The 26,998-nt window shown below is 69.9% G+C and carries 27 protein-coding genes; 19 read left to right on the forward strand and 8 right to left on the reverse strand.

Features of this window, described 5'->3' with window-relative positions; translation table 11 throughout:
- Positions 1–59: 59 nt before the first annotated feature.
- The 6 genes from KME78_RS04750 to KME78_RS04775 all read left to right on the forward strand — a co-directional run bounded on the left by KME78_RS04750 (position 60) and on the right by KME78_RS04775 (position 7,238).
- Positions 60–1,337: a Glu/Leu/Phe/Val family dehydrogenase gene (locus KME78_RS04750; protein WP_219527503.1), complete on the forward strand. Its 1,278-nt coding sequence runs from the start codon at positions 60–62 to the stop codon at positions 1,335–1,337.
- 77 nt (positions 1,338–1,414) lie between these two features.
- Positions 1,415–1,609, forward strand: a complete 195-nt coding sequence (locus tag KME78_RS04755; RefSeq protein ID WP_219527504.1) for a hypothetical protein — start codon at positions 1,415–1,417, stop codon at positions 1,607–1,609.
- An 87-nt stretch (positions 1,610–1,696) separates the two neighbouring features.
- The gene (locus KME78_RS04760; protein WP_219527505.1) at positions 1,697–3,064 is read left to right on the forward strand and encodes an APC family permease; all 1,368 of its coding nucleotides are present in this window, start codon (positions 1,697–1,699) and stop codon (positions 3,062–3,064) included.
- A 5-nt stretch (positions 3,065–3,069) separates the two neighbouring features.
- On the forward strand, positions 3,070–4,065 hold the full coding sequence (locus tag KME78_RS04765; RefSeq protein ID WP_308126807.1) for an acetamidase/formamidase family protein: 996 nt from the start codon (positions 3,070–3,072) through the stop codon (positions 4,063–4,065).
- Between the two features lie 108 nt (positions 4,066–4,173).
- On the forward strand, positions 4,174–6,096 hold the full coding sequence (locus tag KME78_RS04770; protein ID WP_219527507.1) for a heparinase II/III domain-containing protein: 1,923 nt from the start codon (positions 4,174–4,176) through the stop codon (positions 6,094–6,096).
- Between the two features lie 2 nt (positions 6,097–6,098).
- Positions 6,099–7,238, forward strand: coding sequence for a substrate-binding domain-containing protein (locus KME78_RS04775; protein ID WP_219527508.1), 1,140 nt, complete (start codon positions 6,099–6,101; stop codon positions 7,236–7,238).
- Here KME78_RS04775 and KME78_RS04780 read toward each other — a convergent pair.
- Positions 7,233–9,218, reverse strand: coding sequence for a DUF2264 domain-containing protein (locus tag KME78_RS04780; protein ID WP_219527509.1), 1,986 nt, complete (start codon positions 9,216–9,218; stop codon positions 7,233–7,235). The two genes, KME78_RS04775 and KME78_RS04780, sit on opposite strands and share 6 nt — an antisense overlap.
- A 207-nt stretch (positions 9,219–9,425) precedes the next feature.
- On the opposite strand from KME78_RS04780, the gene KME78_RS04785 reads away from it, so the two are divergent.
- The 6 genes from KME78_RS04785 (at position 9,426) to KME78_RS04810 (ending at position 15,211) form a co-directional block, all read left to right on the forward strand.
- Positions 9,426–10,433 carry a hydroxyacid dehydrogenase gene (locus KME78_RS04785; RefSeq protein ID WP_308126808.1) on the forward strand — a complete coding sequence of 336 codons (1,008 nt, stop codon included), beginning with the start codon at positions 9,426–9,428 and terminating at the stop codon, positions 10,431–10,433.
- A 37-nt stretch (positions 10,434–10,470) separates the two neighbouring features.
- On the forward strand, positions 10,471–11,775 hold the full coding sequence (locus KME78_RS04790) for an ABC transporter substrate-binding protein (RefSeq protein ID WP_219527510.1): 1,305 nt from the start codon (positions 10,471–10,473) through the stop codon (positions 11,773–11,775).
- Positions 11,776–11,841: 66 nt separating this feature from the next.
- Positions 11,842–12,762, forward strand: a complete 921-nt coding sequence (locus KME78_RS04795; protein WP_219527511.1) for a carbohydrate ABC transporter permease — start codon at positions 11,842–11,844, stop codon at positions 12,760–12,762.
- Positions 12,759–13,655 carry a carbohydrate ABC transporter permease gene (locus KME78_RS04800; protein WP_219527512.1) on the forward strand — a complete coding sequence of 299 codons (897 nt, stop codon included), beginning with the start codon at positions 12,759–12,761 and terminating at the stop codon, positions 13,653–13,655. The genes KME78_RS04795 and KME78_RS04800 overlap by 4 nt, the downstream gene beginning before the upstream one ends.
- A complete protein-coding gene (locus KME78_RS04805; RefSeq protein ID WP_219527513.1) occupies positions 13,655–14,341 on the forward strand; it encodes a hypothetical protein in 687 nt (228 codons plus the stop codon). The genes KME78_RS04800 and KME78_RS04805 overlap by 1 nt, the downstream gene beginning before the upstream one ends.
- A gap of 54 nt (positions 14,342–14,395) precedes the next feature.
- Positions 14,396–15,211 (forward strand): trypsin-like serine peptidase, encoded by an 816-nt coding sequence (locus KME78_RS04810; protein WP_246650473.1) that lies wholly within the window; start codon positions 14,396–14,398, stop codon positions 15,209–15,211.
- 4 nt (positions 15,212–15,215) lie between these two features.
- Here KME78_RS04810 and KME78_RS04815 read toward each other — a convergent pair whose 3' ends face one another.
- Genes KME78_RS04815 through KME78_RS04825 form a run of 3 tightly spaced genes read right to left on the reverse strand, consistent with a single transcriptional unit; the run spans position 15,216 to position 17,367 of the window.
- A complete protein-coding gene (locus KME78_RS04815; RefSeq protein WP_219527515.1) occupies positions 15,216–16,103 on the reverse strand; it encodes a Gfo/Idh/MocA family protein in 888 nt (295 codons plus the stop codon).
- Complete coding sequence (locus tag KME78_RS04820) at positions 16,100–17,011, reverse strand: NAD-dependent epimerase/dehydratase family protein (protein ID WP_219527516.1); 912 nt, start codon at positions 17,009–17,011, stop codon at positions 16,100–16,102. Before KME78_RS04820 ends, KME78_RS04815 begins: the two co-directional genes overlap by 4 nt.
- A gap of 2 nt (positions 17,012–17,013) precedes the next feature.
- Positions 17,014–17,367: a YrdB family protein gene (locus KME78_RS04825; RefSeq protein ID WP_219527517.1), complete on the reverse strand. Its 354-nt coding sequence runs from the start codon at positions 17,365–17,367 to the stop codon at positions 17,014–17,016.
- 115 nt (positions 17,368–17,482) lie between these two features.
- Here KME78_RS04825 and KME78_RS04830 point away from each other — a divergent pair, with 115 nt between their 5' ends.
- The 3 genes from KME78_RS04830 to KME78_RS04840 all read left to right on the forward strand — a co-directional run bounded on the left by KME78_RS04830 (position 17,483) and on the right by KME78_RS04840 (position 21,190).
- Positions 17,483–18,184 carry a TetR/AcrR family transcriptional regulator gene (locus KME78_RS04830; protein ID WP_219527518.1) on the forward strand — a complete coding sequence of 234 codons (702 nt, stop codon included), beginning with the start codon at positions 17,483–17,485 and terminating at the stop codon, positions 18,182–18,184.
- Positions 18,185–18,263: 79 nt separating this feature from the next.
- Complete coding sequence (locus KME78_RS04835) at positions 18,264–19,745, forward strand: serine/threonine-protein kinase (protein WP_219527519.1); 1,482 nt, start codon at positions 18,264–18,266, stop codon at positions 19,743–19,745.
- Positions 19,745–21,190 carry a serine/threonine-protein kinase gene (locus KME78_RS04840; protein ID WP_219527520.1) on the forward strand — a complete coding sequence of 482 codons (1,446 nt, stop codon included), beginning with the start codon at positions 19,745–19,747 and terminating at the stop codon, positions 21,188–21,190. Before KME78_RS04835 ends, KME78_RS04840 begins: the two co-directional genes overlap by 1 nt.
- On the opposite strand, the gene KME78_RS04845 is transcribed toward KME78_RS04840, so the two are convergent.
- Positions 21,187–22,092, reverse strand: a complete 906-nt coding sequence (locus KME78_RS04845; RefSeq protein ID WP_246650393.1) for a LysR family transcriptional regulator — start codon at positions 22,090–22,092, stop codon at positions 21,187–21,189. The two genes, KME78_RS04840 and KME78_RS04845, sit on opposite strands and share 4 nt — an antisense overlap.
- A 150-nt stretch (positions 22,093–22,242) precedes the next feature.
- Here KME78_RS04845 and KME78_RS04850 point away from each other — a divergent pair, with 150 nt between their 5' ends.
- Both KME78_RS04850 and KME78_RS04855 read left to right on the forward strand, forming a co-directional pair.
- Positions 22,243–22,860: a TMEM175 family protein gene (locus tag KME78_RS04850; protein WP_219527521.1), complete on the forward strand. Its 618-nt coding sequence runs from the start codon at positions 22,243–22,245 to the stop codon at positions 22,858–22,860.
- On the forward strand, positions 22,857–23,717 hold the full coding sequence (locus KME78_RS04855; protein ID WP_219527522.1) for an aminoglycoside phosphotransferase family protein: 861 nt from the start codon (positions 22,857–22,859) through the stop codon (positions 23,715–23,717). The genes KME78_RS04850 and KME78_RS04855 overlap by 4 nt, the downstream gene beginning before the upstream one ends.
- A 23-nt stretch (positions 23,718–23,740) precedes the next feature.
- Here KME78_RS04855 and KME78_RS04860 read toward each other — a convergent pair whose 3' ends face one another.
- From KME78_RS04860 to KME78_RS04870, 3 genes are all read right to left on the reverse strand, one after another.
- A complete protein-coding gene (locus KME78_RS04860; protein ID WP_219527523.1) occupies positions 23,741–24,121 on the reverse strand; it encodes a GntR family transcriptional regulator in 381 nt (126 codons plus the stop codon).
- Positions 24,118–24,933 (reverse strand): hypothetical protein, encoded by an 816-nt coding sequence (locus KME78_RS04865; protein WP_219527524.1) that lies wholly within the window; start codon positions 24,931–24,933, stop codon positions 24,118–24,120. Before KME78_RS04865 ends, KME78_RS04860 begins: the two co-directional genes overlap by 4 nt.
- Before the next feature lie 412 nt (positions 24,934–25,345).
- A complete protein-coding gene (locus tag KME78_RS04870; protein ID WP_219527525.1) occupies positions 25,346–25,822 on the reverse strand; it encodes an ATP-binding protein in 477 nt (158 codons plus the stop codon).
- A gap of 149 nt (positions 25,823–25,971) precedes the next feature.
- Here KME78_RS04870 and KME78_RS04875 point away from each other — a divergent pair, with 149 nt between their 5' ends.
- Positions 25,972–26,796, forward strand: a complete 825-nt coding sequence (locus KME78_RS04875) for a helix-turn-helix domain-containing protein (protein ID WP_219527526.1) — start codon at positions 25,972–25,974, stop codon at positions 26,794–26,796.
- Complete coding sequence (locus KME78_RS04880; protein ID WP_219527527.1) at positions 26,784–26,996, forward strand: DUF397 domain-containing protein; 213 nt, start codon at positions 26,784–26,786, stop codon at positions 26,994–26,996. The genes KME78_RS04875 and KME78_RS04880 overlap by 13 nt, the downstream gene beginning before the upstream one ends.
- The last annotated feature ends 2 nt before the right edge of the window (positions 26,997–26,998 follow it).

A 26,998-nucleotide genomic window follows, 5' to 3' on the forward strand; every position in this document is an offset into this window, starting at 1 on the left:
GGCAGGCAATGGCGCCTCGCCCCACGTTCCGGGCGTACACAACAGGAGGAATCCCTTCCATGACCGTCATGGTGCCGTCAAGGACGCCGGCCCTGATCACACCCGGCCGCCAGGCCCTCGATTCGGCCCTCCACCAACTGGACCAGGCCGCCGAACATCTCCGGCTCGACGCCGGGCTCCGCACGATGCTCGCCACACCGCGCCGCTCGCTGACCGTCTCGGTCCCCGTGCGCCGCGAGGACGGCCGCATGGACGTCGTGCAGGGCTTCCGGGTCCAGCACAACGTCTCACGCGGCCCCGCCAAGGGCGGCCTCCGATTTCATCCCAGCACCGACATCCACGAGGTCACCGCGCTCGCGATGTGGATGACGTGGAAGTGCGCGCTGGTCGGCATCCCGTACGGCGGCGCCAAGGGCGGCGTGGCCGTGGACCCGGGCATGCTCACCCAGCGTGAGCTGGAGCGGGTGACCCGGCGCTACGTCAACGAGATCCTGCCGATGATCGGCCCGGAGAAGGACATCCCGGCGCCCGACGTCGGCACCGACGAGCAGACCATGGCCTGGATCATGGACACCTACAGCGTCAACACCGGCTACGCGGTGCCCGGGGTGGTCACCGGCAAGCCGCTGATGCTGGGCGGCTCGCTCGGCCGGTCAAACGCGACCTCGCGCGGCGTCCAGATCGCCGCCATGTGCGCGCTCGGCCGCTCGCCCGAAGGCGTGACGGCGGCCGTGCAGGGCTTCGGCAAGGTGGGTGCCCCGGCCGCCCAGTTCCTGTCCGACGCGGGCTGCACGGTGGTCGCCGTGTCCGACGCGACGGGCGCGGTGTATTCGGCCGGCGGGCTCGACATCGCCGACCTGCGTGCCTGGGCCGCCGAGTCGGGCGGTGTGGCCGGCTACCGCCACGCCGACGCGCTGGACCACGCCGAACTGTTCGAGCTGGACGTGGACGTGCTGGTGCCCGCGGCCCTGGAGGGCGCGATCACCGCCGAGAACGCGCCGCGGATCCGCGCCCGCCTGATCGTGGAGGGCGCCAACGGGCCCACCACGCCGGAGGCGGACGAGATCCTGGCCGCCAACGGCACGATCGTGGTGCCCGACATCCTGGCCAACGCCGGCGGGGTGATCGTGTCGTACCTGGAGTGGGTGCAGAACATGCAGGCCTACTCCTGGAGCGGCGGCGAGGTGGAGCTGAAGCTGCGTGACCTGATGGAGGGCGCCTACGCCGAGGTGCGGTCGCTGGCCGCGGCCCGCGACCTCACGCTGCGGCAGGCGGCGCACGTCATCGGCGTCGGCCGGGTCGCGGAGGCCCACCAGATGCGCGGCCTCTACCCGTGACGGCCTGAACTTTAGTCGGCCCTGCCGTCGCCCTAGGTTCGATGCCCGTGCCTCCACCGGCTTGCCACGGTGGAGGCATGCGGAATTTTCTGGGCGTGATCGTGGTCATCCAGGGTTTGGGGGGCTTTGTGGCGCGGGTCTTCTTCGACACCGAGTTCGGCCTGTTACGCAGGTGGTTCGACATCCCGACCCCCGCCTACCTCGCGATCGCCGCGGCCGGGGTCGCCCTGCTGATCTGGAGCGACCACGACCGCCAGAACAAGGAGAACTAGCGTCTGCGGTCTCATGGCGAAGCCTGGTCAGTAGCGGGCTTTGAATCTAGTGTGCGAATCGCCGCCCCCTGCAGCGAGGAGCCGTCCATGAGCAGCATCGAGCAGTTCGGCTACCGTCAAGAGCTCCAGCGTTCGCTCGGCTTCGCCGACCTGATGATCTACGGCTTGATCTTCATGGTGCCGATCGCGCCGTTCGGCATCTTCGGCAACGTCTTCGCGCTCTCCGGCGGGATGGTGGCCCTCGCCTACGTGATCGGGCTGGTCGCGATGGCGTTCAGCGGGCTGTCGTACGCGCAGATGGCCAGGGCCTTCCCGATGGCCGGATCGGTCTACACCTACGCGGGCCGGGGCATCGCACCGCCGGTCGGGTTCATCGCCGGGTGGGCGATCCTGCTCGACTATCTGCTGGTCCCGGCACTGCTCTACCTGGTGGCGAGCACGGCCATGAACTCTTTCGTGCCCGCGGTGCCGGTGTGGCTGTGGCTCGTCGCCTTCGTGCTGCTCAACACCGTGGTGAACTACCTCGGCATCCAGATGACGGCCCGGATCACCCGGATCATGCTGGTGGCCGAGCTGCTCGTGCTCGCGATCTTCCTGGTCGTCGCCGGGATCGCGCTGGCACAGGGCAAGGGCACAGCGGGCGCGCTGACCCCGATCTACGACTCCGCCACCTTCTCCTGGACGCTGGTGTTCGGGGCGGCTTCGGTGGCGGTGCTGTCGTTCCTCGGCTTCGACGGCATCTCGACGCTGGCCGAGGAGAACCGCGAGGACGCGCGGCGCCTCGGCAGGTCCATGGTGGCCGCGCTGGCGCTGGCCGCCGTGCTGTTCGTGGTGCAGACCTGGGTCGCGGCGCTGCTGGTGCCCGACAGAGCCGCCCTGCTGGCGCCGGGGGCACAACTGGGCAACGCCTTCTACGACATGGCCTCGTACGCCGGCGGCGCCTGGCTGGGCGTGCTGTGCGCGGTGGCGACGGCCATCGCCTGGGGCTTCGCCAACTCGCTGGTCGCGCAGGCGGCCACCTCGCGGCTGCTGTTTGCAATGGCGCGTGACCGGCAGTTACCGTCGTTCCTGGCCCGCGTCGACCCTAAGCACAAGGTGCCGGCGAACGCCACGATCGCCGTCGCGGCCGTCTCGCTGCTGCTCGGTGTCGGCATGAGCCTCTACGACAAGGGCATCGACCTGCTCAGCTCCTTGGTCAACTTCGGCGCGATGACCGCGTTCCTGCTGCTGCACGTGGCCGTCGTCGTGCACTACGTGGTGCGGCGGCGCAGCCGTAACTGGCTCGCGCACCTGGTCGTGCCGGTGATCGGATTCGCCGTGCTGGTGCTCGTCGTCATCAACGCCAGCCTCGCGGCCCAGTTGCTCGGCTTCATCTGGCTCGGCCTCGGGCTGCTCGCCGTCGTCGTGCTCTATGTCATGGGCCGCAGGCCCGCCCTGCCCTCGGAGGTCTCGTGAACGTCGTGTCCTATCGTCCCTCGCCTGAGGAGTTCGGCTACACCTTCGGCGGGCGCGCCCCGGTCGCCAAGGTACGGCCGGGCACGATCGTCGAGCTGTTCACCGAGGACTGCTTCGGCGGCCGGGTCCGTACGGTCGACGACCTGCCGTCACAGGTGTGCGAGTTCCCCTATCTGAACCCGGTCACCGGGCCGTTCCACGTGATGGGGGCCGAGCCCGGCGACACGCTGGCGCTGCACTTCATCTCGATCACCCCGGCCAGGGACTGGGCGGTCTCCACCACGTTCCCGCACTTCGGGGCGCTGACCGGCACGCACACCACCGCCATGCTGCAGCCACCGCTGGAGGAACGCGTCTGGCGCTACGACCTCGACACCGCCAAAGGCGTCGCCGTCTACCACGCCCGCAACAGTGACTACAGTGTGGAACTGCCGCTCGACCCGATGCACGGCACGGTCGGCGTCGCACCCGCCGCGAACGAGGCCCGGATGACGATCACGCCCGACGCGCACGGCGGCAACATGGACACTCCCGAACTACGCGCGGGCGTCACCGTCTACCTGGGCGTCAACGTGGCGGGCGGGCTGTTCTCCATCGGCGACGGCCACGGCCGGCAGGGCCACGGCGAGGTGTGCGGCACCGCGGTCGAGGCCGCCATGAACACGGTCGTGGCGGTCGAGCTGATCAAGGGCGTGGCGACGCCCTGGCCGCGGATGGAGGATGACCTGCACCTGATGTCCACCGGTTCGGCCAGGCCGCTGGAGGACGCCTACCGCATCAGCCAGCACGACCTGGTCACCTGGACGTCGGCACTGACCGGGCTCGATACGCTCGACGCCTACCAGCTGGTCAGTCAGGGCGGGCAGGCGCCGGTGGGGAACGTGTGCGACACCAACTACACGATGGTCGCCAAACTCCCCAAGTCCTACCTCGGCACCCCGGCCCCGTACGAGTCCGCGCATTCGCGGCTGCGCGCTCTCGGAGCCCAGTACGAAGGTTAGTTGATCTGCTGGTCACGCGGGTTTCGATCAGCTTCCTCGACGAATGCCCATTTGATTCAACTTCGATCACTTTCGATCGCTACTATGGGGGTGTCGGCGAGGAGGATCATGACGAACACCGCAACCGCGGAGAGCACCCCGGGGAGTTTGACGACCGGCCCCCTGCTCACCGCCTGGGGGGCCGCGATGTCGCCGGAGGCCCTGGTCCGCGGCCTGCTGCCGCCCGGCGCCGCGCTGCCGGTCCCGGCCGCCGGGGACACCGTCTGGGATCGGGCCGCGGAGTCCGGCGTCCTGCTCGCCGTCCGTGAGCGGGCGGAGTCGGAGCTGGGCACGCCCTGGCCGCAGCCGCTGGCCTCGCAGTACGCGCGTTACTTCCGCGACGGCAACCGCACCGGCTACGAGAGCCAGGTGTTCGAGCGCCAGGACCGGCTGACCCGGGCGGTGCTCATGGCACTGGCCGGCGGTGCGGACGGGTGGCTGGACGAGGCCGCCGACGGGATCGTCCAGCTGTGCGAGCAGAGCTCGTGGTGCTGGCCCGCGCACGAGGACACCTGCCGGCCCCGTGGGACGGTCCTGCCCGATGTGGCCACGCCCTGCCTCGACCTCGGCGCCGCCGATGTCGCCGCCCAGCTGGCCTGGGCCGACCAGGTGCTCGGGGACCGGCTGGCCGAACGCTTCCCGGGGTTGCGGGAGCGCGTGCGGGCGGAGGTGCGGGCGCGGGTGCTCGACCCGTTCGTCCGGCGGCGCGACTGGCACTGGCTGGGGCTGGACGGCGATCCGAGCAACTGGTGCCCGTGGATCTGCGGCAACGTGCTCGTCGCCGCGCTGCGCCTGGCCGAGCCGGGGCAGGAGCGGGCGCGCCAGGTCGCCCTGGCCGTGGCGGGCATCGATCACTACCTGGCGGCGCTGCCGGATGACGGCTCCGTCGACGAAGGCTACGAATACTGGTGGAACGGGGCATGCCGCGCGCTCGAAGCGCTCGACGTCCTGGAGCACGCCACGTCGGGGCGGCTCGACGCGGCGGAGATCCCGGTCGTGCGGGAGACGGTCCGGTTCCCGCACCGCATGCATCTGGGCGGGCCGTGGTATCTCAACCTCGCCGACGCGCGGGCCCGGCCGCCGGCCGGTCAGCCGTGGCAGGTGCCGCACCGCTGGGCTCGCCGGCTCGGCGTGCCCGACGCCCGCCGGCACGCGGAGTCGCAGCGCGCGGCCGGGATCCCGGCCGACGCCGAGCTCGGGCGGGCGCTCCGCGAACTGGTCGACGTGGAGTGGCAGGGCGCCGCGCCTGGCGAGCCGCCTCTGGTCGCCGGGGTCTGGTTGCCGGGGACGCAGATCGGCCTCGCGCGTACGGCCGGCGGGACGGCGCGCGGACTCACGCTCGCGATCAAGGGCGGGCACAACGGGGAGCACCACAACCACAATGACGTCGGGTCCGTCGTCGTCGCCGTGGACGGGGTCCCGGTGCTGGTCGACGCGGGGCGGCCGACGTACACGGCGCAGACGTTCGGGCCGGACCGCTACGCGATCTGGACGATGCGGAGCGACTGGCACAACGTCCCCGAGGTACGGGGCGCACCGCAGGGGCAGGGGCGCCGGTTCCGAGCCCGTGACGTCGAGGTGGTGGACGAGCCCGGCCGCTTCGAGGCGCGGCTGGACCTGGCCGCCGCCTATCCCGTACCCGAGCTGGAGCGGTGGTGGCGGACGGCGGCGCTCGACCGGCGCGAGTCACGCGTGACGATCGGGGATGCCTGGAGCTTCACCGGCGACGGCGAGCCGAGCGTGCTGCACTTCCTGCTGTACGGGCAGGTGGAGCAGCCGTCCGCCGGGCAGGCCGTCATCCGGCCGCCGGGCGGCGGGCGGGCCGTGCTCGTGGCGTGGGACCCCGGGGTCGCGACGGCCGCGTTCACCGTCCGTACGCTGGCGGACCCCATGCTCTCCGAGGTGTGGGGCGACCGTCTGACCAGGCTGGAGCTGCGTCTGCCCGGTACGGCGCGGGGCGCTTTCGAGATTCGTGTTGGGGTGTGGGAGTGAGTATGTCCGAATCGCCGGGTCCGCTGCCGGACGAGCGCCGCGCCCAGGTGGTGGAGCTGCTGCGCCGGCGTGGCGTCGTGCGCGTCGGCGATCTGGCGACCGAGCTGGACGTCTCGGTCATCACCATCCGGCGCGACATCGCGCTGCTGTCGTCCCAGGGGCTGATCCGCCGGGTTCGCGGCGGCGCCGTGCTCCGCGGCGGGCCGGTGGCCGACACGCTCGCGGGCGGGGAAACGGAGGACGCGCCGGCCCCGCAGACGGGACCCGTCGCGGCCGGCGCCGAGCGGCCACAGGTCACGATCGGCATGGTGGTGCCGTCGCTGAACTATTACTGGCCCGACGTGATCCGCGGCGTCCGCGAGGCGGCCGCGGCGGCCGGCGCGCGCGTCGTTCTACGTGGCGCCAGCTATCGGGCCGCCGACGAGCGCCACCACCTCTCCCGGCTGATCGAATCGGCGGGCATGGACGGCCTCCTGGTCGCGCCCACCACGACCGGCGAGGACGGGCAGGCGCTGGTGCGCTGGCTGCAGGAGGCCGACATGCCCATGGTGCTCATCGAGCGCACCGCCGCCTCCGGCCCCTACCACGAGGCGATGGAGTCGGTGGTCAGCGATCACGCGCTGGGGGCCGGCATGGCCGTGCGGCACCTGGTCGAGCTCGGTCACCGGCGGATCGGGCTGATCACCACCATCCAGAGCCCGACCGGCCCGCACGTGCGGCAGGGCTGGCGGCAGGCGTGCGAGGAGTTCGGACTGCCGCTGGCGGACATGCTGGACGTCAGCACGGTCGATCAGCTGGACCCCGAGTGGCCCAAGGCGCTCGAGAACGTGATCGACCAGTGCGTCGCCTCCGAGACGACGGCGCTGCTGGTCCACTCCGACCCGGAGGCGATCAACCTGGTCGAGCGCTGTCAGGAGCGCGGCATCCGGGTGCCCGATGATCTCGCCATCGTGGCCTACGACGACGAGGTGGCCGAGCTGTGCGACCCGCCGTTGACCGCTGTCCGGCCGCCCAAGATGGCGATCGGGCGGGCGGCGTTCGGGCTGCTCGCGGCGCGACTGGCCGACCCGGACCCGGAACGGCCCACCCACCGCGTCGTCGTCGAGCCCACCCTGATCGTGCGCTCCTCCTCGGTGTCATAGAGGCGGGGTGCCCGGCCCGCTGAGAGCGGCGGCCGTGTCCAGGAGGTCGTCCGTCCCGTCCGGCCAGGCCACGCGGGCGAGCGCCGGGCCGTCCCAGGACAGGACCGGCGCCCGGTCCGGCTCCTGCCCGCCGAGGAACACCGCCACGTCGTACCACGTGTCCGGCAGCGCGGGCGTGGTGGTGGCGCACCAGGGGATGAGCGTCCAGGGGGCGAGCGGCGAGGAGTCCTCGGCGGCTACCACGCCGCACAGGTCCAGCCCCGGGCCCGCGACGACCCGGGAGTGCAGGGTGCCGTTCGACACGGCGGCCGTATCGGTCTGGACGGGTTCGGGAGCCGGCAGCGGCCATCCGCCGACCCGCAGCGGACCACGCTCCACCGCCCTGGCCGACAGGGGACCACGCTCCGCCCCCGTAACCGGCAGCCGGATCAGGCGCACCTCCCAAGGGCCGCGCACCGCGGAGATCAGGTCGATCCACGGCCCGAGGCGTACCGTCCCGGCCCGCCCATAGCCGTGGTCCGGATGCCCGCTCTCAGCGGTGACCCAGTGGGCCTGCCAGCGCGAGGCCCCGATCACCGTCCCGGAGGGGAGGCGATCGAGGAGGAGCGTCTCGAAGCCCGTGCGATGGCTGGGCCGCCCGCCCTCGTCGAGGAGCACGACCGACTGGTCGAGGGGGTTGGCGGCGTGCGCGCCGGCGAGCACGGGTGTGGTGGCGGTCGAGTAGCCCAGACGCGCGTACAGGGGTGAGTCGGTCAGGTGCGTCCCGGGATGGGAGTGGTCGGTGCCGTGGTTGATCACCCGCACGACACCGTCGGTACGAGTGCCGCTGACCAGCCACCCGGGCGCGCGGACGACGCGGTGGTAGTCGCCGGACTCGACCGGCAGCGGCTCCTCGACGGCCGTCCACACCGGGTGGTCGGCGGGCAGGGACAGGCCGAAGAAGCCCTTGGCCGCCCAGTACGGCGAGCCGGGCCCGGAGTAGGACTGGGCGAGCGGCGGCCACGCTCCGTGCCAGCCTGAAGTCAGGACTCCGTCCTCGTCCGGCGCTCCGCGTTCGGTGAAGTGGCGGGCTATGCCCGAGGCGGCACGGCGCAGCAGCCCCGGGGCGGGCGTCGCCGTCCCGGCGCGGGCGCCGGTCCAGAACTGGGTGGCGGCGGCGAACCGGTAGATCAGGCTGCGCCCCTGGACGAGCGGGGATCCGTCGGCGCCGACGAGGTGGACGGCGTCGCCCAGGTAGCGTTCCAGCCGCTCCAGGTAGAGCGGTCGCCGTGAGTCCGCCGCCGGATCGCCGGCGGCCATCTCGCTCCACATCAGCGGGTAGAACTGCAGCGCCCAGCCCGCGTAGTGGTCGTAGGCGCGTTCGGCACCGTCGGCGTACCAGCCGTTCTCCCTGGCGAAGCCGTCGGTGAACGCGAGCCCTTCCTCGATGTCCTTGCGCTCGAACGGGCCGCCGACGGAGGCGAGGAACTGTTCGACCACGATCTGGAACCAGATCCAGTTGATCGGCGGGTAGTCCGCGCCGACCGCGGGCGCGAGGTAGTCGACCACCTGCTCCTGCACGATCGGGTCGAGCCGGTCCCACAGCCACGGCCGCGTCAGGTGGAGCACCAGCGCGATCGACGCGGCCTCGACCTTCGCCTGTCCATGCTCGTCGAGGCGTACCCAGCGCTCGGGCGAGCGGGGATCCGTCCCCGTGGCCAGGCCCTGCGCGTACCACTCCATCAGGCCCAGCGGATCGCGCCCGTCCTCCCCCGCCACCCGGAATCCGGCGGCCAGGAACGTACGCGCGAACCCTTCCAGCGCGTCCACGTCGGGCCCGTAACCGCCCGGCGGGCCCGGGAAGGAGACACGCGCGTGCGAGGCCGACGCGTACCGCCTGGCGGACAGGAGGAGATGGTCGGCGAGTGCCGCCCAGTGGTTCCGGGTCCATCCGGTGTGGGGCGAGAGCCGCAGGTCGTCGAACTCCCGCAGCATGCGCATGGCTCCCCCTGGTCGTGATCGCGTGAGTGTGTCCCGGAGTTAACGCGAAGGTTTCCTCCCGCGTCAAGGCAAGCGACTCGCTTTCATACGATAACGATCAATATCGATCACATAACGTGATCGATCCGATTAACAAGGCATTGACGTGATTGAAATGATCGGACATGATCGGCGCACTGGTAAGCGCTTGCCGCCGAAAGGAGCCTGGTGAGAAGACCCCCTGCCCTGCTGGTCATGGACCCAGCGAAGTTCGGCGTGCAGTTTCAGGAGGCGCAGCTTCGCCGGTTGCACGAGCTGGTCGAGCTGGGAGAGCCGCTCGTGACCGCCGATCTCGACCAGCCCTCCGTACGCCGCCGGCTGCGCGACGTCGAGGTGCTGGTGACCTCCTGGGGCTGCCCGCCACTGACGACCGAGCGGCTGGCCGACGCGCCGCGGCTGAAGGCGATCTTCCACTGCGCGGGGACGGTGCGTACGTTCGTCACCGACGAGGTCTGGCGACGCGGGATCCTCGTCACCAACGCCGCCGACGAGAACGCGATCCCGGTGGCCGAGTTCACCCTGGCCGCGGTCATCTTCGCCGGGAAGAAGGCCCCGTTCCTCGCCCAGGACGCGCGCAGCAACCGCGGTGACTGGTCCTTCGCCGCCGGCCGCGGCGAGCTGACCAACCGCGGGCGCACGATCGGCGTGATCGGCTTCTCGCGCGTGGGCCGCCGGGTGGTCGAACGGCTCCGCGCCCTGGAGGTGGAGGTCCTCGTCGCCGATCCCTATGCCGACCCGGCCGAGGTCAGCGCGGCGGGCGCCCAGTTGCTCCCGCTGCCCGAACTGCTGCCGCGCTGTGACGTGCTCACCCTGCACGTCCCGGAGCTGCCGTCCACCCACCACCTCATCGGAGCGGCCGAACTGGCCCTCCTGCGTGACGGGACGACGCTCATCAACACCGCGCGCGGCTCCGTCCTGGACACCGCCGCCCTGGAGCGGGAGTGCGCCCAGGGCCGGCTCGACGCGATCCTCGACGTCACCGACCCGGAGCCGTTGCCGAGCACGTCACCGCTGTACGACCTGCCCAACGTCATGATCACCCCCCACGTCGCAGGATCTCTGGGATCAGAGACCCGGCGGATGAGTGAGAGCGCGCTCGACGAGCTCGAACGCTACCTGTCCGGTCAGCCGCCCCGCGCGGCCGTGACCGCCGACGAGTTCATGGTGAGCGCCTGAGCCCTGAGACCGGCTCGAAAGAAAGGAGTCCGGATCAATGATCGCTTCGAACATGTCAGGAAGGGCCGGAGTGCGACGCCACCTCATGAAGACCCTGGGAGTCGCGGCAGCGCTCTCCCTCGCCGTGACCGCCTGCGGCGGCTCCGCCAAGTCGGCGGACGGCGGCGGCGGGAACATCACGCTGACCGTCACGGTCTGGAACCTCGCCAAGACCCCCGAGTTCAAGGCGCTCTTCGACGCCTTCCAGCAGGCGAATCCCACCATCAAGATCCAGCCGGTGGACATCCTCGCCGATGACTACGCCGAGAAGGTCACCACGATGCTCGCCGGTGGCGACGACACCGACGTGATCACGATGAAGAACGTCACGGACTACTCGCGCTACTCCAGCCGCGGGCAGCTCCTGGAGATCACCGACCTGGCCAAGTCGCCGGATGCCGCGAAGCTGGCGGGCCTGGACGCCTTCAAGGTCAGCGACAAGTACTTCGCGCTGCCGTACCGGCAGGACTTCTGGCTGCTCTACTACAACAAGACGTACTTCGACAAAGCAGGCGTCAAGGCTCCGGCCGCCCTCACCTGGGACGAGTACGCCAAGCTCGCGCAGCAGCTCACGAAGAACGAGGGCGGCAAGAAGGTCTACGGCACCTACCAGCACACCTGGCGGTCGGTGGTGCAGGCCATCTCGGCGGCCCAGACGGGTGGCGACCAGCTCAGCGGCGACTACTCCTTCTTCGCCGACCAGTACGCGATCGCGCTCGGGCTGCAGAAGTCCGGCGCGGCCCTCGACTTCGGCACCGCGACCTCGCAGAAGTCGGACTACCGGACGATGTTCGAGACCGGGGCGACGGCCATGCTGCCCATGGGCACCTGGTACATCTCCGGCATCCTGGAGGCCAAGGCCAACGGCAAGACCGATGTCGACTGGGCGCTGGCCCCGATGCCGCAGCGCCCGGGCGGCTCGGGCGTGACGACCTTCGGCTCGCCGACCGCCTTCGCCGTCAACAAGAAGGCCGAGCACGCCGAAGCGGCCAAGAAGTTCGTGCAGTTCGCCGCCGGCAAGGCGGGCGCCGAAGCCATCACCAAGGTGGGCGTGGTGCCGGCGCTGCAGAGCCCGGAGATCACCGACACCTACTTCTCGATCAAGGGCATGCCCACCGACGAGGTGTCCAAGAAGGCGTTCTCGCCGGACAAGGTGGTGCTGGAGATGCCGGTCAGCGAGCACTCCTCCGACATCGACACGATCCTCAAGGAGGAGCACGAGCTCATCATGGTCGGCGACAAGTCGGCCGCCGACGGCATCCGCTCGATGAACGAGCGGGTCAAGAGCGAAGTGCTCAACTAGGGACCGGCCCGTGGGCCCGGACGCGTCCGGGCCCACGGGCTACCGTGCAGGATCCGAAGGACGGCCATGGCTCACGTTGCAACACGACCGGCGCCCACCGCCCCGCCGCACCGGCGACGGGCCTGGCGCGACATCCTCATCGGGTGGAGCTTCATCCTCCCGAACTTCGTCGGCTTCGCCCTGTTCACCCTCATCCCGATGGTCGCGGCGTTCGCCCTGGCGTTCCTGGACTGGGACTCCTACAGCACGCCGGAATGGGTGGGGCTGAAGAACTTCCAGCGGCTGTTCTCCGACGAGAACTTCCACGTCGCCCTGCGTAACACCCTCTACTACGCGCTCGGCCACATCCCGCTGACGCTGGTCGCCGCGCTCGGCCTGGCCATCGCGCTCAACCGGAAGCTGCGCGGGGTGGCGTTCTTCCGCACCGCGGCGTTCTTCCCGTACATCACCTCGCTGGTCGCCGTGGCCATCGTGTGGAACATGCTCTTCAACCCGACGGCGGGACCGATCAACCAGTTCCTCGAAGCGCTCGGCGTGGCGCACCCGCCCAAGTGGGTGGCCAGCACGGACTGGGCGATGCCGGCCGTGATCGTCACCAGTGTGTGGCGGGACATGGGCTACTACATGGTGCTCTACCTGGCCGGCCTGCAGACGATCCCCAAGGAGTACTACGAGGCCGCGCGGGTGGACGGCGCCAACGCCTGGCAGCGGTTCTGGGGCATCACGCTGCCGTGCCTGCGGCCCACGACGTTCTTCGTCCTCGTCATGCTGACGATCCAGAGCTTCAAGATCCTCGACCTCATTGTGGTCATGACCGACGGCGGCCCCGGCCGCAGCACGCTGGTGCTGAGCCAGCTGATCTACCGGGAAGGCATCACCGAGGGCAAGTTCGGCTACTCCTCGGCGATCGCCCTGGTGCTGTTCGTCATCGTGCTGACCGTCACCGTCGTCCAGTTCCGTATCAACGAGCGGAGGAGCGCCCGATGACCGCACTGCACGATGCTCCCCCGGCCGCCGCCCGGCAGCGCCCGCCGGCGGCGGCCGAGGACGGGAACCGTTCCGGCGGGAGCCCGCTCCGCAGGGCGCTGGCCTACCTCACGCTCACCGTGCTCGCCGTGCTGGTGCTCGTGCCGTTCGCCTGGATGGTGTCGTCCGCGCTCAAGCGCGACAACGAGGTCTTCACGGTGCCCATCCAGTGGATTCCCCGCGAACTGCGCTGGTCGAACTTCGTGGAGATCTGGGAACGCATCCCGCTGCTCACCTACCTGGGCAACTCGGCGTTCCTGTCCGTGACGATCACGCTGCTGCAGCTGCTCACCGGGAGCTTCGCGGCCTACGGGTTCGCCAAGGTGCGCTTTCCTGGCCGGGACGGGTTGTTCCTCGCCTACATCGCCACCATCGCCGTGCCCTGGCAGGCGTACATGGTGCCGCAGTACATCATGATGCAGAAAGCCGACCTGACGAACACCTACTGGGCGATCATCCTGCTCCAGGCGTTCGGCGCGTTCGGTGTGTTCCTCATGCGCCAGTACTACCTGTCCATCCCGGACGACCTGTGCGAGGCGGCCCGGATCGACGGGCTGAGTGAGTACGGCATCTACTGGCGGATCATCCTGCCACTGTCCAAACCGGCGCTCGCCAGCCTGGCCCTGCTCACCTTCGTCAACACCTGGAACGACTACATGGGGCCGTTCATCTACCTGACGAGCAACGAGCTGTGGACCGTGCAGCTCGGCCTGCGCTCGTTCGTCGGTCAGTACGACGCCGAGTACGCGATGATGATGACCGGCGCGGTGCTGTCGGTGCTGCCGATCCTGGTCATCTTCCTGCTGGGGCAGCGCTACTTCATCCGCGGCATCGCGACGAGCGGGCTGAAGTGATGAGCGGGCTGCGGAGCCTGTTCCGCCCGGCCGAGCAGGCGACCTACGAGAAGGTCTTCGGCACCGTGTACGTCGGCCTCATGACGAACGTCCTGCTCGCCGTCGCCTGCGCGCCGCTCCTGGCGGCGCTCGCGATCGTCCGGGACCCGGCGGCGTCGTGGCCGTTCTTCGTCGCGCTGTCGGCGCTGTGCGCGCCCGCGCTGGCCGGGGCGTTCAGCTGCTTCGCCGCGCTGGGCGACGGCTCGACCGCCGTCTTTCGTACGTTCTGGGACGGCTACCGCCGCGGCGGCGCCCGCGCGCTCGCCCTGTGGGCGGCCGGCGCCGTGGTCGTGAGCGTGCTGGCCCTGGACGCCGTCGTGGTCGCGCGCACCGCCTGGGGGCCGGCGCTCGTGCCGTTCTTCGCCACGGCGGCGGCGCTGGTGGTGGCCGTGGTCGTGGCCTCGCTCGTGCTGCTGGCCGAGCCGCGGCGCGAGCCCCCGCGGCTGCGGGACCTCGTGCGGCCCAGCCTCTACCTGGTGGCGCGGCGGTGGTGGCTGGCCGCCATCAGCCTCGCCGTGCTCGTCCTGGCCGTGGCCGTCATCCTGGTCAAGCCGGTGATCGGCGTCCTGGTGCTGTGCTCACCCCTGCTGTACGTCGCGTGGGCCACGATCAGGTTCATCGTCGCCCCGGCCTTGGGTAAACCTTGATGTCGCAGGTCAGGGCAGTGATCATCGGCGGCTTAGAGTGTACGGGTGCTCAGGATGGTGCTGTCGTTGGCCCTGCTCGACCCGACCGGCCTCGCGGAGGTCCCCCAGCGATCGATTCCCCCGCGCAGGGTGCTGACACCGGACGGCGACCGCCTGGGGTACGCGCCGGTCGCCCGTCCCTACACCGGCGCGCGGCGGCTCACCGGGGTGCTGCTCGGACGTGATCCGGTCAGCAGGACGGCCGTGGTGTGCGGGGGCGCGGTGATCAGGTCGCGCAGCCGCAGCCTGGTGCTGACCGCCGCGCACTGCCTCTACCACGACGGGCGGCCGCTGCGGCAGGTGGCCTTCCTGCCGGGGTTCGACCAGGGCCGGCCGCCGCTCGGGGTCTGGCCCGCCCGGCGGACGTGGGTGCCCGATCAGTGGCAGGGGCGGCCGTACTCGGCGGAGTTGCTGCCGTACGACGTCGGGCTGGTCGGGGTGCGGCGGCGCGGGGCCACGCTGGAGGCCACGACCGGGCGCGGGCTGCGCCCGCTGGCCACCCGCAGGGGTACGTCGCTGCGCGGGCTTGACCTGCTCGGCTACCCCGCTGGACGGCGCTATCCCGGCACCCGGATGTACCACTGCGTGGGGAACGCCGAAGAGGCCACCACCCAGGGACCGGGGGTGCTGGTGACGCGCAACTGCCACGCTCCGGCCGGCGGCAGCGGCGGCCCGGCCGTGTACGGGGAGGCGGTGGCGGGCGTGGTGTCGTCCTCCAGCCCGATGAGTGACACGGGCGGGTTCACGGTGCTGGCCCGGCTCGGCGGGCGGTGGTTCAGCCGCCTGCTGACCACCGCCGACTCCTGGATGCGCCGCCGGCAACGCTCGTGACCCGTCAGGAGGCGTTCGCGACGATGTCCTCGCAGATGGCGTGGGTGATCAGGGCGTCGTCCGCGCTGATCGTCCGGCCCTCGCGGACCGCGGCGAGGAACTCCAGGCAGATCCGCTCGATGCCCCGCTGCCGGCCAACCGACACCCAGTCGGGCCGCCGGGTGAGCGTCTCGCCGCCCACGTAGTCGACCACGTCGCCCAGGTTGACCACCCGGCGCTTGACGCCGTCGCCCATGACCTCGCAGGTCTCCTCCGTGGCGCCGCTGACCCGGTTCATGAGACCGATGGCGGTGAAGCCGTCACCGGACAGCTCCAGCACGATGTGCTCGATCAGGCCATCCCGGACGCGGGTCCTGATCGTGGTCCCGGTCACCTCGCCGGGAGCGAGGAACCGCAGCGTGTCGACCACATGAATGAAGTCATCAAATATCGCCCGGCGCGGGACATCGGGGTGTTTTTCGCGATTCTTGGCCATCAGTACGAGATGCCGGGGAAGGGCGAGCAGCCCGGCGTATCCGGGGGCGTAGCGGCGGTTGAAGCCGACCATCAGCGACCGCCCCTTCGCCTTGGCCAGCCGTACGAGGGCCTCGCAGTCGGCCAGGTTGTCGGCGATCGGCTTGTCCACGTAGACGTGCACCCCGGCGTCGAGCAGCGGCTCGACGATCTCGCGGTGGGCCCCGGTGGCGGCGTGCACGAACGCGGCCTCGACCCCGCTCTTGATCACGTCATCCACCGAAGTGGACCGCTCGGCGATCCGGTAGGTGTCGCCGAGCCGGTCCAGGGTCTTGCCGTTGCGCGTACAGAGGTGCAGGTCGAGGCCCGGCTGGGCGGCGAGAACGGGCAGGTAGGCCTTCTCCGCGATGTCGCCCAGGCCGATCATGGCTGTCTTCACGCCTCGAGCGTAGCGGCGAGCGCTTCATCGATCGGGGTCGGCGCGACACCGAACGTACGCTGGAAGGCCGACGAGTCCATCTCGTACGGCGCGATGAACTGGTAGCGGATGTGCTTCAGCTCCCTGAGCATCGGCGAGAACAGGCCCGCCGCCTGGATCACCGGCCACGGCAGCGTGGCCAGCTTGGGCGCCGGGCGCCCCTCGATGGCCGCCATCCGCTCGCCGATCTGGCGGAAGGTCAGCGGGTCGGTGGTGGGCACGTGCCACGGCCGCCCCCAGGCCCGCTCGTCGGTGCCCGCGACGATCAGCGCGTCGGCCACGTCGGGCAGGTACGTCCAGCTGTGCGGAATGTCGGCGGGCCAGGGGATCTGGATGGTCTTGCCGGCCCGGAACGGCACCAGGAACCGCTCACCCAGGTAGGACTGGTCGGTGGCGCCGGGGCCGAAGTAGTCGGAGCCGCGCACCTCGGTCGTCCTGATCCGGCCCGCCTTGTGCGCGGCCAGCGCGTCGTTCCAGATCTTCGCCCGCACCTGAGCCTTCGGATTGGTCGAGGCGAGCGGCAGATCCTCGGTCATCGGGCCCGTGACCGGGCCGTAGGGGTAGAGGTTGCCCAGGATGACCAGAGCCGCGCCCGTGGCCTCGGCGGCGGCGAGGAACGACGCGGCCATCGGCGGCCAGTCGGTCAGCCAGCGGTGATACTTCGGGTTGACGCAGTTGTAGAGAGCGTCGGCGCCCTTGGCGACCTCGGTCAGCCGCGCCTTGTCGCTGACGTCGGCCGCCACCTTCTCGGCCCCGGCGGGGCCGCTGCCCGAGCGGGTCACCACGGTGACCTGGTGCCCCTGCGCCAGCAGCTTGGTGGCCAGATGCGCGCCAACCTGACCGGAACCCACGACGACGTGCTTACCCATGATCAGACCTGCTTCCAGATGATGCGGAGAACCGCGTTGATGACGAAGACCGCTGCGAAGACGGCGGCCGGGGTGGCCAGGCCGGCGGCGTAGAGCGCCAGGGCGCCGCCGCCGAACCAGAGGATCTCCAGGGCGGCCCTGGCCAGGCCCGTCAGCGGGAAGGTGGCGTTGGCGCCGCCACCCGCACCGAACAGAGCCCATGCGGCGATGAACAATGCGGGCCCGCCGAGCCCGGCGAGCAGCTTGATCCCCCAGTTCGGGCTCACCGTGAAGCCCCAATAGCCTACGGAGGCGAGGACCCCGAGCTCCAGAAAGAACATCAGGGCCGCGTTGGCGCCTTTGGCGATGGCCAGCATGTCGAACCTCCGTGTGACTGCCGTTCTCTTACAAGAGCAATGCTCTCTCAAACAATCGGCATTCGTCAAGAGCAGTGCTCTCGTTTCTTCGCAGTGCTCTGATATGGTCGGTGACATGACAGCTAGCCGTACCGCGAGAGAACGCGTCAGGGCCGAGCTCACCCAGGAGATCACCGACATCGCCCGCCGTCAGCTGGCCACCGAGGGCGCGGGCGGTCTCTCCCTGCGCGCCGTGGCCCGCGAGATGGGCATGGTGTCATCGGCCATCTACCGCTATTTCCCCAGCCGCGATGACCTGCTGACCGCGCTGATCATCGACGGCTACAACGCGCTCGGCGCGGCGGTGGAGCACGCCGACGAGGCCGGCGCGCCCGGCGACTTCGCGAGGCGCTGGCTGGCCGTCTGCCATGCCGTACGCGACTGGGCGCTGGCCCATCCGCACGAGTACACGCTGCTGTACGGCTCGCCGGTGCCCGGCTACCAGGCACCGGAGGAGACCATCGAGGCCCGGCTGCGTGACGTGTCGGTGTTCGGCCGGATCGTCGCGCAGGCGTACGAGGCGGGCGCGCTGACCCCGCCCGACCTCGGCCCGCCCGCCCCCACCGCGCTGTCGGGGGACGCCGACAACCTGCGCCAGATCATGCCCGGGGTGCCCGATGACCTGATCTTCCGTGGTCTCACCGCGTGGACCGGCCTGTACGGCTGGGTCAACTTCGAGGTGTTCGGCCAGTTCGAGAACACGATCGAGGACAGACGCGGCGGCTTCGAGCAGTCGATGCGCACCCTGGGCGCGCTCTTGGGCCTCCGCCCCGCGTAACACTTACCCGACTGGCTCACAAAATCTGACATTTCCCGCTATGGTGCCGAAGATCCCCTAGTCTCGGCACAGGAGTCCCATGTCGCACGTCGAACCCCTCCGGGAAGGGGACCCCACTGTCGTGGGGCCCTACCGGCTGTTCGGGCGGTTGGGCGCGGGCGGTCAAGGGGTGGTCTACCTGGGCCAGGGGCCCGACGGCAGGCCGGTCGCGGTCAAAGTGCTGCGCGAGGGACTCGCCGACGAGCGCTTGGCCAAGGAGATCGACGCGGCGCGGCGGGTGGAGCCGTTCTGCATCGCCCAGGTGCTCGACGCCTCGCTGGGCGCCCGGCCGTACATCGTGACTGAGTACGTCGAGGGGCCCTCGCTCCAGCAGGCGGGCCGGCACGTCGGTGCTGACCTGCAGCGGCTCGCGGTGGCGACCGCGACCGCGCTGGCGGCCATCCATCAGGCGGGCATCGTTCATCGCGACTTCAAGCCCGCCAACGTGCTGCTCGGGCAGGGCGGACCCCGGGTGATCGACTTCGGCATCGCCCGGTCCGTCGAATCGGGGCAGACGGCTACCAGCAGCATCGTGGGGACGCCCGCGTACATGGCGCCGGAGCAGCTCGCGGGCGCCTCGCTCGGTCCCGCGGTGGACGTCTTCGCGTGGGCGTCGGTGATCGTGTTCGCCGCGACGGGAAGTCCGCCGTTCGGTGAGGACTCACTGCCCGCGGTGATCAATCGGATCCTGCACAACGAGCCGCAGCTCGGCGACCTGCCGCAACCGTTGCGCTCGATCGTGCTGGGGTGCCTGGCCAAGGACCCGGCAGCCCGGCCCGCCATGCGGGACGTGTTGCTGCAGCTCCTGGGCGGACAGCCCACGCCCCCGGATGCCGTGGTCGGCCACGCTCCGTCCACGGTTCCCGGACGGCGGCGCGGGAACAAGGCGGCGGTCATCGCGAGTGTCTCCGGAGTGGGGGCGCTGGCGGTCGCGGGCGCCGTCGCCTGGGGCGCCACGAGCGCCTGGGCTGTCTGGGGACCGCAGGCGAGTACGCGGCCACTGGCGATCACCACCACCGGAACGCCTACCCCGACGAAGACGAAAACGCCTCAGCGCCCGAAGACCAAGAAGCCGGCGGCCACGAAGAAGCCGACCGTGAAACCAACGGTGAAACCGACCGTGAAGCCGACTGCGAAGCCGACGCAGACTGTGAAACCGACGCGGACAGCTGCCAAACCCACGACCTCGCCCTCGAAAGCCTCATCGGGCAGCGGTTCCTTCCGGATCGTGTGGGTGCGCATCATCGGTCCCATGCACGCCGACAACCCGGACTGCGTGTACAACCATGGCAACATCTCCGGCCTGGTCGAGGGGACCAAGCTGTCCACCGACTTCCGCTACGAATGGATCCTGGACGGGAAGGTGGTGACGCGCTCTGAGAGCGTCATCGCCGAAAGCCACACCCAGACAGTCTTCGGCCCGCTCGTGCAGTCGACCGGCTCTCACCGGGTCACCCTCCGCCTCACCTCTCCCCAATCGGTGTCGAAGGCCCTCTCGTTCAAGATCTGCCCGAGCGAGTGATGAACCCTCTCCTGTCAGAAGATCCCCCGGCCGTGGGCCATTACCGGCTGCTCGGGCGTTTGGGCGAGGGCGGCCAAGGGGTGGTCTACCTGGGTCAGGGGCCCGACGGCAGGCCGGTCGCGGTCAAGCTGCTGGCGGACGGCGTGGCCGCTGATCACCGCTTCGCCAAGGAGATCGACGCGGCGCGGCGGGTGGAGCCGTTCTGCATCGCTCAGGTGCTCGACGCCTCGCTGGGCGGCCGGCCGTACATCGTGACCGAGTACGTCGAGGGGCCCACGCTCCAGCAGGCCGGCCGCCACTTCGGCGCCGACCTGCAGCGGCTCGCGGTGGCGACCGCGACCGCGCTGGCGGCGATCCACCGGGCCGGGGTGGTGCATCGCGACTTCAAACCCGCCAACGTGCTGCTGGGCAGGGATGGGCCGCGGGTCATCGACTTCGGCATCGCCCGCGCGGCCGGCCATTCGCTGACAGTGACGAGCAGCATCGTCGGCACGCCTGCCTACATGGCGCCCGAGCAGATCGCGGGCGCCCCGCTCGGACCCGCGGTGGACGTCTTCGCGTGGGCGTCGGTGATCGTGTTCGCCGCGACGGGAAGTGCGCCGTTCGGCCATGACTCGCTGCCCGCGGTGATCCGCCGCATCCTCCACGATGAGCCGTTCCTGGGCGACCTGCCCGGCCCGCTGCACCCGATCGTGCTGTCCTGCCTGGCCAAGGACCCGGCCGCCCGGCCCGCCATGCAGGACGTCCTGCTCCGGCTCATCGGCGCCCCGCCCGCCGGTATGCCAGGCGACCTGACGAGCCCCCGAGGCGGTCCGGCGACTCATGCCGTGAGCCGCCCGCGCTGGAAGGGCTTACTGGCGGGCGCCGGGGCGCTGGCGGTGGCCGCTGCCCTGGTGACCGGGGCGATCATCTGGATACCCACCCCGGCGACGACGGCCGCGCCCACCCCGTCGGCCGCCGAACAGGGCCCCACCAGGACACCCGCCAAAAAGCAGGACACCGGCAAGAGGCCCAGCACGCCGGCCACGAAGACCCGCGCCACCAGGACCAGCGGCTCGAAGCCCACAGCCTCCCGCAGGCAGCCCACGCCCACGTCCACGCCCACGACCGCCCCGTCAAAAGCCCGGACCACGGCCGCGGCTGCGGGGACCGTACGCCTGGCATCGCTGACCCTGGACGGCCAGCAGGCCGGAAACAACTGCTATTCGCCCAGCCTCTTCCCCGTCGCCCTGCTCAAGGGCCCGTCGGGCAAGCAGGTGGAGTACGGCTACCGCTGGGTCGTGGACGGCCAGGACGAGGGATGGAAGACGGACTGGGTGACCGGTACGACCAAGAACCAGCGCAACCCCTTCGGCGCCTTCGACCCGGGCCGGCACACGATCGTCTTCCACCTGCTGACACCCTCGAAGGACACCAGACGGGTGTCCTTCACGGTCTGTTCCTAGGTACCCGCGGTCAACACCACCGGCCCGTGATCTGCGACGGTCTGGGCGAAGGCGCGGATGAGCGGAGTCTCCGCGGCGGCCCGCCAGGCGAGGATCCACTCCGAGGGCGGGGCGTCACGGATGGGCACGAAGGCCAGGCTGGGCCAGGGGTAGAAGCGGGCCATCTCGGCGACGACCCCGGCGACGGCTTGGCCGGAAGACACGGCGCTGAGTACCTCCTGCCAGGTGGAGACCTTGACCCCACGAGGGATGGGGCGGCCCGCCGGGGTGTGGTGCGGGACGATGGCCGCCTCCATGGACGCGGGAATCGACCGGGGCGACACCTGAGCGCAGTGGTCGCCGAGATCTTCCAGGCAGATCGAGTCGCGCTTGGCGTACGGATGGGTGGCGGCGACCATCAGCAGCACCGGTGAGGTATGCGTCACCGGGCCGACGACCAGGTCAGGCTCGCGGACCGGCAACCACAGCACCGCCACATCGACCTCCGCTGAGCGCAGCAGGTCCAGCGGAGCGGGCGGCTGGATCTCGCGATGCTGGAGGCGGGCGCCCGGATAGCGGGTCTGGAACAGGTCGAGGGCACCGCTGATGATCTGGGTGTGCGGGCCCATCGTGCCCAGCGTCAGCGTCCCTGACAGGCCGTGGACGGTCTCGGCCGCGGCCTCGATCCCGGCGGTGATCTGCCGGTATCCGGCACTGAGGTCACGCTGGAGCCGCTCCCCCAACGGGGTGAGCCGCACCGTCCTGGAGGTGCGGTCGAACAGGGGCGCGCCGATGCGGCGTTCCTGCTTCTTGATCGCCTGATTGACCCGGGAAGGGGTGATGCGGAGCCGCTCGGCGGTCCGGCCGAAGTGCAGCAGCTCGGCCAAGGTCAAAAAGATCTCGATGTCCCGTAGTTCCATCATCCCTCCGGATCGTGAATCTATCGGTGAACGGTGCGATGCCGAGATTGTCATTGTTCAGGGGAACGAGTACGGCCGAGGCTGGAGGGATGAGCCCCATTACGCCACTCGGAGAGAACTGAGTTGACCGGAAAGACCCACAGCCTGGAACGCGTGATCTTCTTCTCTGACGCGGTCATCGCGATCATGCTCACGCTGCTGGCCGTCGAGTTGCCCGTACCGGAGGTCCATGACCCCATGGACCTGCTGGAAGGGCTCGCGGCACACGGCTCGCAGTACATCGCGTTCCTGATCTCGTTCTTCGTGATCGCCGCCACGTGGACCGCGCACCACATGCTCTTCGTGCACGTCAGCCGCACCGACCCGCCCCTCATCACGCTGAACCTGCTGGCCCTGTTCGGCTACGTGCTGATCCCCTGGGCGAGCAAGACCCTCGGCGAGGTGCCGAACGGCGCGGGAGTGGTCGTCTACGCGGCAGCCATGACGTACGTGGGCGGCAGCATGCTCCTCGTCCTTCGCCACGTCGTCCGCTCCGGCCTCTTGGACCCCACGGCCCCCCTTGGCGTGATCATGGGGATCCGGGCATGGTCCGCGATGACGACGATCATGTTCGCGCTGTCCGTCCCGGCCGGCTTCGTCTTCGGACGATGGACCCTGATCGCCTGGCCGGTGGGCTACCTCGGGTTGCGACTCGCCGGCGAGTACTACATCCGCAAGAACCGAGCGGCCGGGGCCTCCCTTGAGGCGTCCCCCACTATCGTTGCGGAGTGACCACCCCGGCGGCGGAAGCCGACATCGACGACGACCTCGTCGACCGCCTGATCCGCACGCAGCACCCGGATCTGGCGGGCCCGCTGAGCCTCGTCGCCAACGGCTGGGACAACGTCATCTACCGCCTCGGAACGGACCTGTCCGTACGCCTGCCGCGCCGCCAGGTCGCCGTCGACCTCATCGTCAACGAGCAACGCTGGCTGCCGGTCCTGGCCGAGCACGTGGAAGTCGCGCTGCCCGTACCCGTGAGGGTCGGCGTACCTGGCGAGGGCTACCCGTGGCCATGGACGATCGCACCCTGGTACGAAGGCCGCACGGTCGCCGACGTACCGCCATTCGACCGCTCCGGCATCGCCGTCCCACTGGCCGACTTCATGACCGCCCTCCACCGCCCCGCACCGCCTGACGCGCCGCGCAACCCTGTCCGCGGCGTCCCGCTCGCCGCCCGCGACGAAGCGGTACGGCACCGCCTGCGTTCCATCCCCCGATCAGCCGATCTCCTCCCCCTCTGGGAGAAACTGGCTTCCCTCCCGCCCTGGCCCGGCCCCGCGCTCTGGCTCCACGGCGACCCGCACCCGGCGAACCTGTTGCTCAACGGGGAAGGCTTGGCCGCCGTCCTGGACTTCGGCGACCTCACCAGTGGTGATCCCGCCACCGACCTGGCCGCCGCGTGGCTGGTGTTCGACGAGAACGCACGGGAGGTCTTCCGATCGCGCGTGGACGCCGACGAGATGACCTGGGAGCGGGCGAGGGGCTGGGCCCTCGCCATAGGCACTGCCCTGGCCGCCCACTCGGCCGACAACCCCAGCATGGCCGCCATCGGCGAGCACGTCCTCGACCAGGTGCTTCTCACCTAGAGGGGTACTGGGATACAGCCGAGTCAGAGTGAGGCGGGGGCCGCCGCGTCGCCGGATCTCAAGGCCGCCTCGACGATGGTGAGTGCCTCGCTCTCGTCGATGCCGACGCTCGCCACGACGGCCGCATAGTCGGCGGCGGCCTGGCGGGCTCGTTCGCGGGCCTGCTCCCCGGCCGCCGACACGAACGACCCCGCCCGCCCCCGCGTCTCGATCAGCCCGGCCTCCTCGAGCTCCCGGTAGGCCCGGCCGACCGTGTTGATGGCCAGACCGAGGTCGGCCGCGAGCCGGCGGATGGTCGGCAGCCTGGAGCCCACCGCCAGCGTACGGTCGTGAATCTGCCGGGCGAGCTGTGCCCGCAACTGCTCGAACGGCGGCACCGGCGAGCCCGCGTCGATGACGATCATCGGACGCCCAGCACGTGCCGCGCCATGGCCGCGGCACCCGGCGTCCTGGTCTGGACGGCGATGTAGGCGACCAGCCCCAGCACCACGAATCCGAGGGCGGCGGCGTTCCACCAGCCGGGCGCGGACCCGAACACCAACACCATCGGCAGCGACCACAGCACGGACGGCTCGGTGCTCGCGCGCGCGTCCTCGACGCGCATGATGACGTCGGCCGTCAAGGAGACCTCGTCCTCGGCCACGACCGGCCGGGCCAGCAGCTCGCGCACCTGCAGGACCGCGCCGACGCCGACCCCTACCACGGCGACCAGCAGCACGGCGGCCGCGGGCCGCTCGGCCCCCTCGCCGACGGCCAGCGCGCTCGCCCCCAACGCGAACGCACCGGCGAAGGTGACGGTCCCGAAGACGGCGTACGGCCGTCCGAGCAGAGCGCGCCAGCCGGGCTGCAGCGGATGGGCCGCCCGCCGCGCCAGCGCCGCCCCGGCCTGCCGGTCGACGCGCCGTACCCAGGTGTCGAGCAGCGTCCGGACCAGCAACAGCCCGACGATCAACGCGCTCAGGACCAGCACCTTCATCCCCCCGTACGGCCCGAACCCACCGAACGAGGAAGCGGCCAGCTGGTCAGAGACCTGCACCAGCGCGGCACCGATGATCAGCACGGCCGACAGGACGCTGCCGAGGAGCCGCACCCGCCGGCGCACTGCCAGTCGCGCGGTCAGTAACGGCGTCGGTGGACCGTCACCGAGACCGTGTCGGGCCAGCCAGGAGCCCGCGGACTGAACGTCCGCCGGCCGCTGCATGGAGCTGTTCGTCATACCCTCTCCTTTTGTCGCAAGCTTTGTATCAACATGTTGCGTCATAGCTTGCGACAAAGTCAACAGAACCAGCGGGATGGTCAAAAACTTGGGAGATGAGACTGATGGCGAAGGGATCGACCGACCGCATGTCGTGATCGTGATCGTGTTCGGTACGCGTCCGATCTCGGCCGTGAACCGCAGCCACCGCCGCGTGTACACCTGCCCGGCGACCAAGAGGCACGTGTCCCAGACGGTGGGCGACGAGGTTGGTCTCCCAGATTCCGAACAAGGCCCCCGATGAGCGCGCTCATCGGGGGCCAGGTCCGGCTTGGAGCTACGGGGGAAGATCCTTGCCGGACGTTTCGACGGCGCCTCCACCACTCCCCTTCCGATAGAAGGCGGAGCCGCCTGGCCCTCACTGATTGAGCGTTCAGCCAGGGCCGCGTCCGCCTGCCGTTCCGGAGACCGGTTCGGGAGCGGCCAGGTCAGGGCAAGATGGGACGGCCCGGATGGCGGACCAGACGGTACGGCCAAGCCCACGGCCGTGCTCTCGGGTCCCCCAGTCCTGGGAGATCTCACGGACGATCAGCAGCCCACGACCGTCCTCCGCCTCCGGCTCCTGCCGGATGCAAGGGCCGGAAAAGGCGGAACCGGGGTCACGCACCTCCACATAGACCGTCTCCTCCGTCGCTGTGACGGTGAGGCTGATGAAGTCGTACGGCCTGGCGTCGGAGTGTCGGAGCGCGTTGGTCACGAGCTCGGAGGCCGCCAGCACGGCGTCGTCGACAGAAGGGTGATCGTCTCCGAGCCATCTACGTACTTCGGAGCGGGCGTGCGAGACGGACTCGCGAATGCCTACCAGATGGATCGAGCCGATGACCTTCGGCTCCGCGCTCGCTGCTTTCATGGCTTCACCCACTTGAAGAAGTCGGCCTGGATCGGCCTTCCAACCATCCCAAGCCTTGACTACAGTTAGTAGTCAGTTGACTTCGATAAGCCATCAACCGTTTCGATGAAAGCCTCGTTGAAACGGCGGCGATCCCCCCAGGAGGTCAGGTGCCGAAGGAAAGCGAGCTATGCCCCTCTGACTCACCAACCGCACTCTTCGGCTTCGAGTTGCGGCGGCATCGCAAGGGCCGAGGCTGGTCCCAGATCCGCCTGTCGAAGGCGGTGTCCTACTCCGTCGGCACAATCAGCATGATCGAGACGGCCAGGCGGTCGCCGACGGAGGAGTTCGCCCGCCACTGCGACGAGGCACTTGAGGCGGAAGGGGCGCTGATGCGACTTTGGCCGATGGTCAGCCACGCATCGGCTCCTCCGTGGTTCCGGCCCTGGCTCGACGTGGAGGCAACGGCGGAGTCCATCCGAACCTGGGAGCCGCTGACCGTGCCCGGCCTGCTCCAGACCGAGGACTACGCCCGGGCGATGCTAAGCGGAGAACCTGGTGCGACATCGGAGGAGATCGAGAGCCATGTGATTGCACGCATGGAGCGCCAGTCAATCCTCCGGCGACCCAAGCCACCCATGCTCTGGGTAGTCCTCGACGAGGGAGTCCTACACCGCCCGATCGGCAGTCCCACGGTGATGGCCACCCAGCTCGCGCACCTTCTCGAAATCGGCCAGGCGCCCCGGATCACCATCCAGATCCTCCCGCTCAGCGCCTACTCCACAACCGGGCTTCTCGGCGGCTTCGCCATCACTCAAGCACATGGCACCCCTGACACGGCATATATCGAAGGCGCGTCAAATGCCCAAGTAACCGACTGGACAGAGAGCGTAAGAACCCTAGCATTCAGATATGAGGGGATTCGTTCCGAAGCACTCTCTCAGCGCGAATCCATAAAATTGATCAAGGAGGCGATGCAGCGATGGACGAGCTGACCCAGGATCTACGGGCAGCCACATGGATCAAGTCATCCTACTCGGGCAGCAACGGGGGCAACTGCGTTGAGGTTGCGGAACTATCCGGTGGACGTCGAGGCGTCCGTGACAGCAAAAACCCCACCGGCCCAGCCCTCATCTTCACCCCCAGCGAATGGAGCGCCTTCATCGACGGCGCGAAGGACGGCGAGTTCGACTAATC

Origin of the sequence: Nonomuraea guangzhouensis (genome assembly GCF_019396345.1) — a bacterium.
Classification (GTDB): domain Bacteria; phylum Actinomycetota; class Actinomycetes; order Streptosporangiales; family Streptosporangiaceae; genus Nonomuraea; species Nonomuraea guangzhouensis.

Excerpts from the sequence above, each read along its gene's own strand:
- KME78_RS04800 (WP_219527512.1), top strand. The coding sequence starts at position 12,759 with ATGACCGCACTGCACGATGCTCCCCCGGCCGCCGCCCGGCAGCGCCCG.
- KME78_RS04840 (WP_219527520.1), top strand. The coding sequence starts at position 19,745 with ATGAACCCTCTCCTGTCAGAAGATCCCCCGGCCGTGGGCCATTACCGG.
- KME78_RS04860 (WP_219527523.1), bottom strand. The coding sequence starts at position 24,121 with ATGATCGTCATCGACGCGGGCTCGCCGGTGCCGCCGTTCGAGCAGTTG.
- KME78_RS04835 (WP_219527519.1), top strand. The coding sequence starts at position 18,264 with ATGTCGCACGTCGAACCCCTCCGGGAAGGGGACCCCACTGTCGTGGGG.
- KME78_RS04780 (WP_219527509.1), bottom strand. The coding sequence starts at position 9,218 with ATGCGCATGCTGCGGGAGTTCGACGACCTGCGGCTCTCGCCCCACACC.
- KME78_RS04870 (WP_219527525.1), bottom strand. The coding sequence starts at position 25,822 with ATGAAAGCAGCGAGCGCGGAGCCGAAGGTCATCGGCTCGATCCATCTG.
- KME78_RS04805 (WP_219527513.1), top strand. The coding sequence starts at position 13,655 with ATGAGCGGGCTGCGGAGCCTGTTCCGCCCGGCCGAGCAGGCGACCTAC.
- KME78_RS04845 (WP_246650393.1), bottom strand. The coding sequence starts at position 22,092 with ATGATGGAACTACGGGACATCGAGATCTTTTTGACCTTGGCCGAGCTG.
- KME78_RS04825 (WP_219527517.1), bottom strand. The coding sequence starts at position 17,367 with ATGCTGGCCATCGCCAAAGGCGCCAACGCGGCCCTGATGTTCTTTCTG.
- KME78_RS04760 (WP_219527505.1), top strand. The coding sequence starts at position 1,697 with ATGAGCAGCATCGAGCAGTTCGGCTACCGTCAAGAGCTCCAGCGTTCG.
- KME78_RS04755 (WP_219527504.1), top strand. The coding sequence starts at position 1,415 with ATGCGGAATTTTCTGGGCGTGATCGTGGTCATCCAGGGTTTGGGGGGC.
- KME78_RS04865 (WP_219527524.1), bottom strand. The coding sequence starts at position 24,933 with ATGACGAACAGCTCCATGCAGCGGCCGGCGGACGTTCAGTCCGCGGGC.
- KME78_RS04795 (WP_219527511.1), top strand. The coding sequence starts at position 11,842 with ATGGCTCACGTTGCAACACGACCGGCGCCCACCGCCCCGCCGCACCGG.
- KME78_RS04750 (WP_219527503.1), top strand. The coding sequence starts at position 60 with ATGACCGTCATGGTGCCGTCAAGGACGCCGGCCCTGATCACACCCGGC.
- KME78_RS04775 (WP_219527508.1), top strand. The coding sequence starts at position 6,099 with ATGTCCGAATCGCCGGGTCCGCTGCCGGACGAGCGCCGCGCCCAGGTG.
- KME78_RS04790 (WP_219527510.1), top strand. The coding sequence starts at position 10,471 with ATGATCGCTTCGAACATGTCAGGAAGGGCCGGAGTGCGACGCCACCTC.
- KME78_RS04880 (WP_219527527.1), top strand. The coding sequence starts at position 26,784 with ATGGACGAGCTGACCCAGGATCTACGGGCAGCCACATGGATCAAGTCA.
- KME78_RS04810 (WP_246650473.1), top strand. The coding sequence starts at position 14,396 with ATGGTGCTGTCGTTGGCCCTGCTCGACCCGACCGGCCTCGCGGAGGTC.
- KME78_RS04820 (WP_219527516.1), bottom strand. The coding sequence starts at position 17,011 with ATGGGTAAGCACGTCGTCGTGGGTTCCGGTCAGGTTGGCGCGCATCTG.
- KME78_RS04830 (WP_219527518.1), top strand. The coding sequence starts at position 17,483 with ATGACAGCTAGCCGTACCGCGAGAGAACGCGTCAGGGCCGAGCTCACC.
- KME78_RS04770 (WP_219527507.1), top strand. The coding sequence starts at position 4,174 with ATGACGAACACCGCAACCGCGGAGAGCACCCCGGGGAGTTTGACGACC.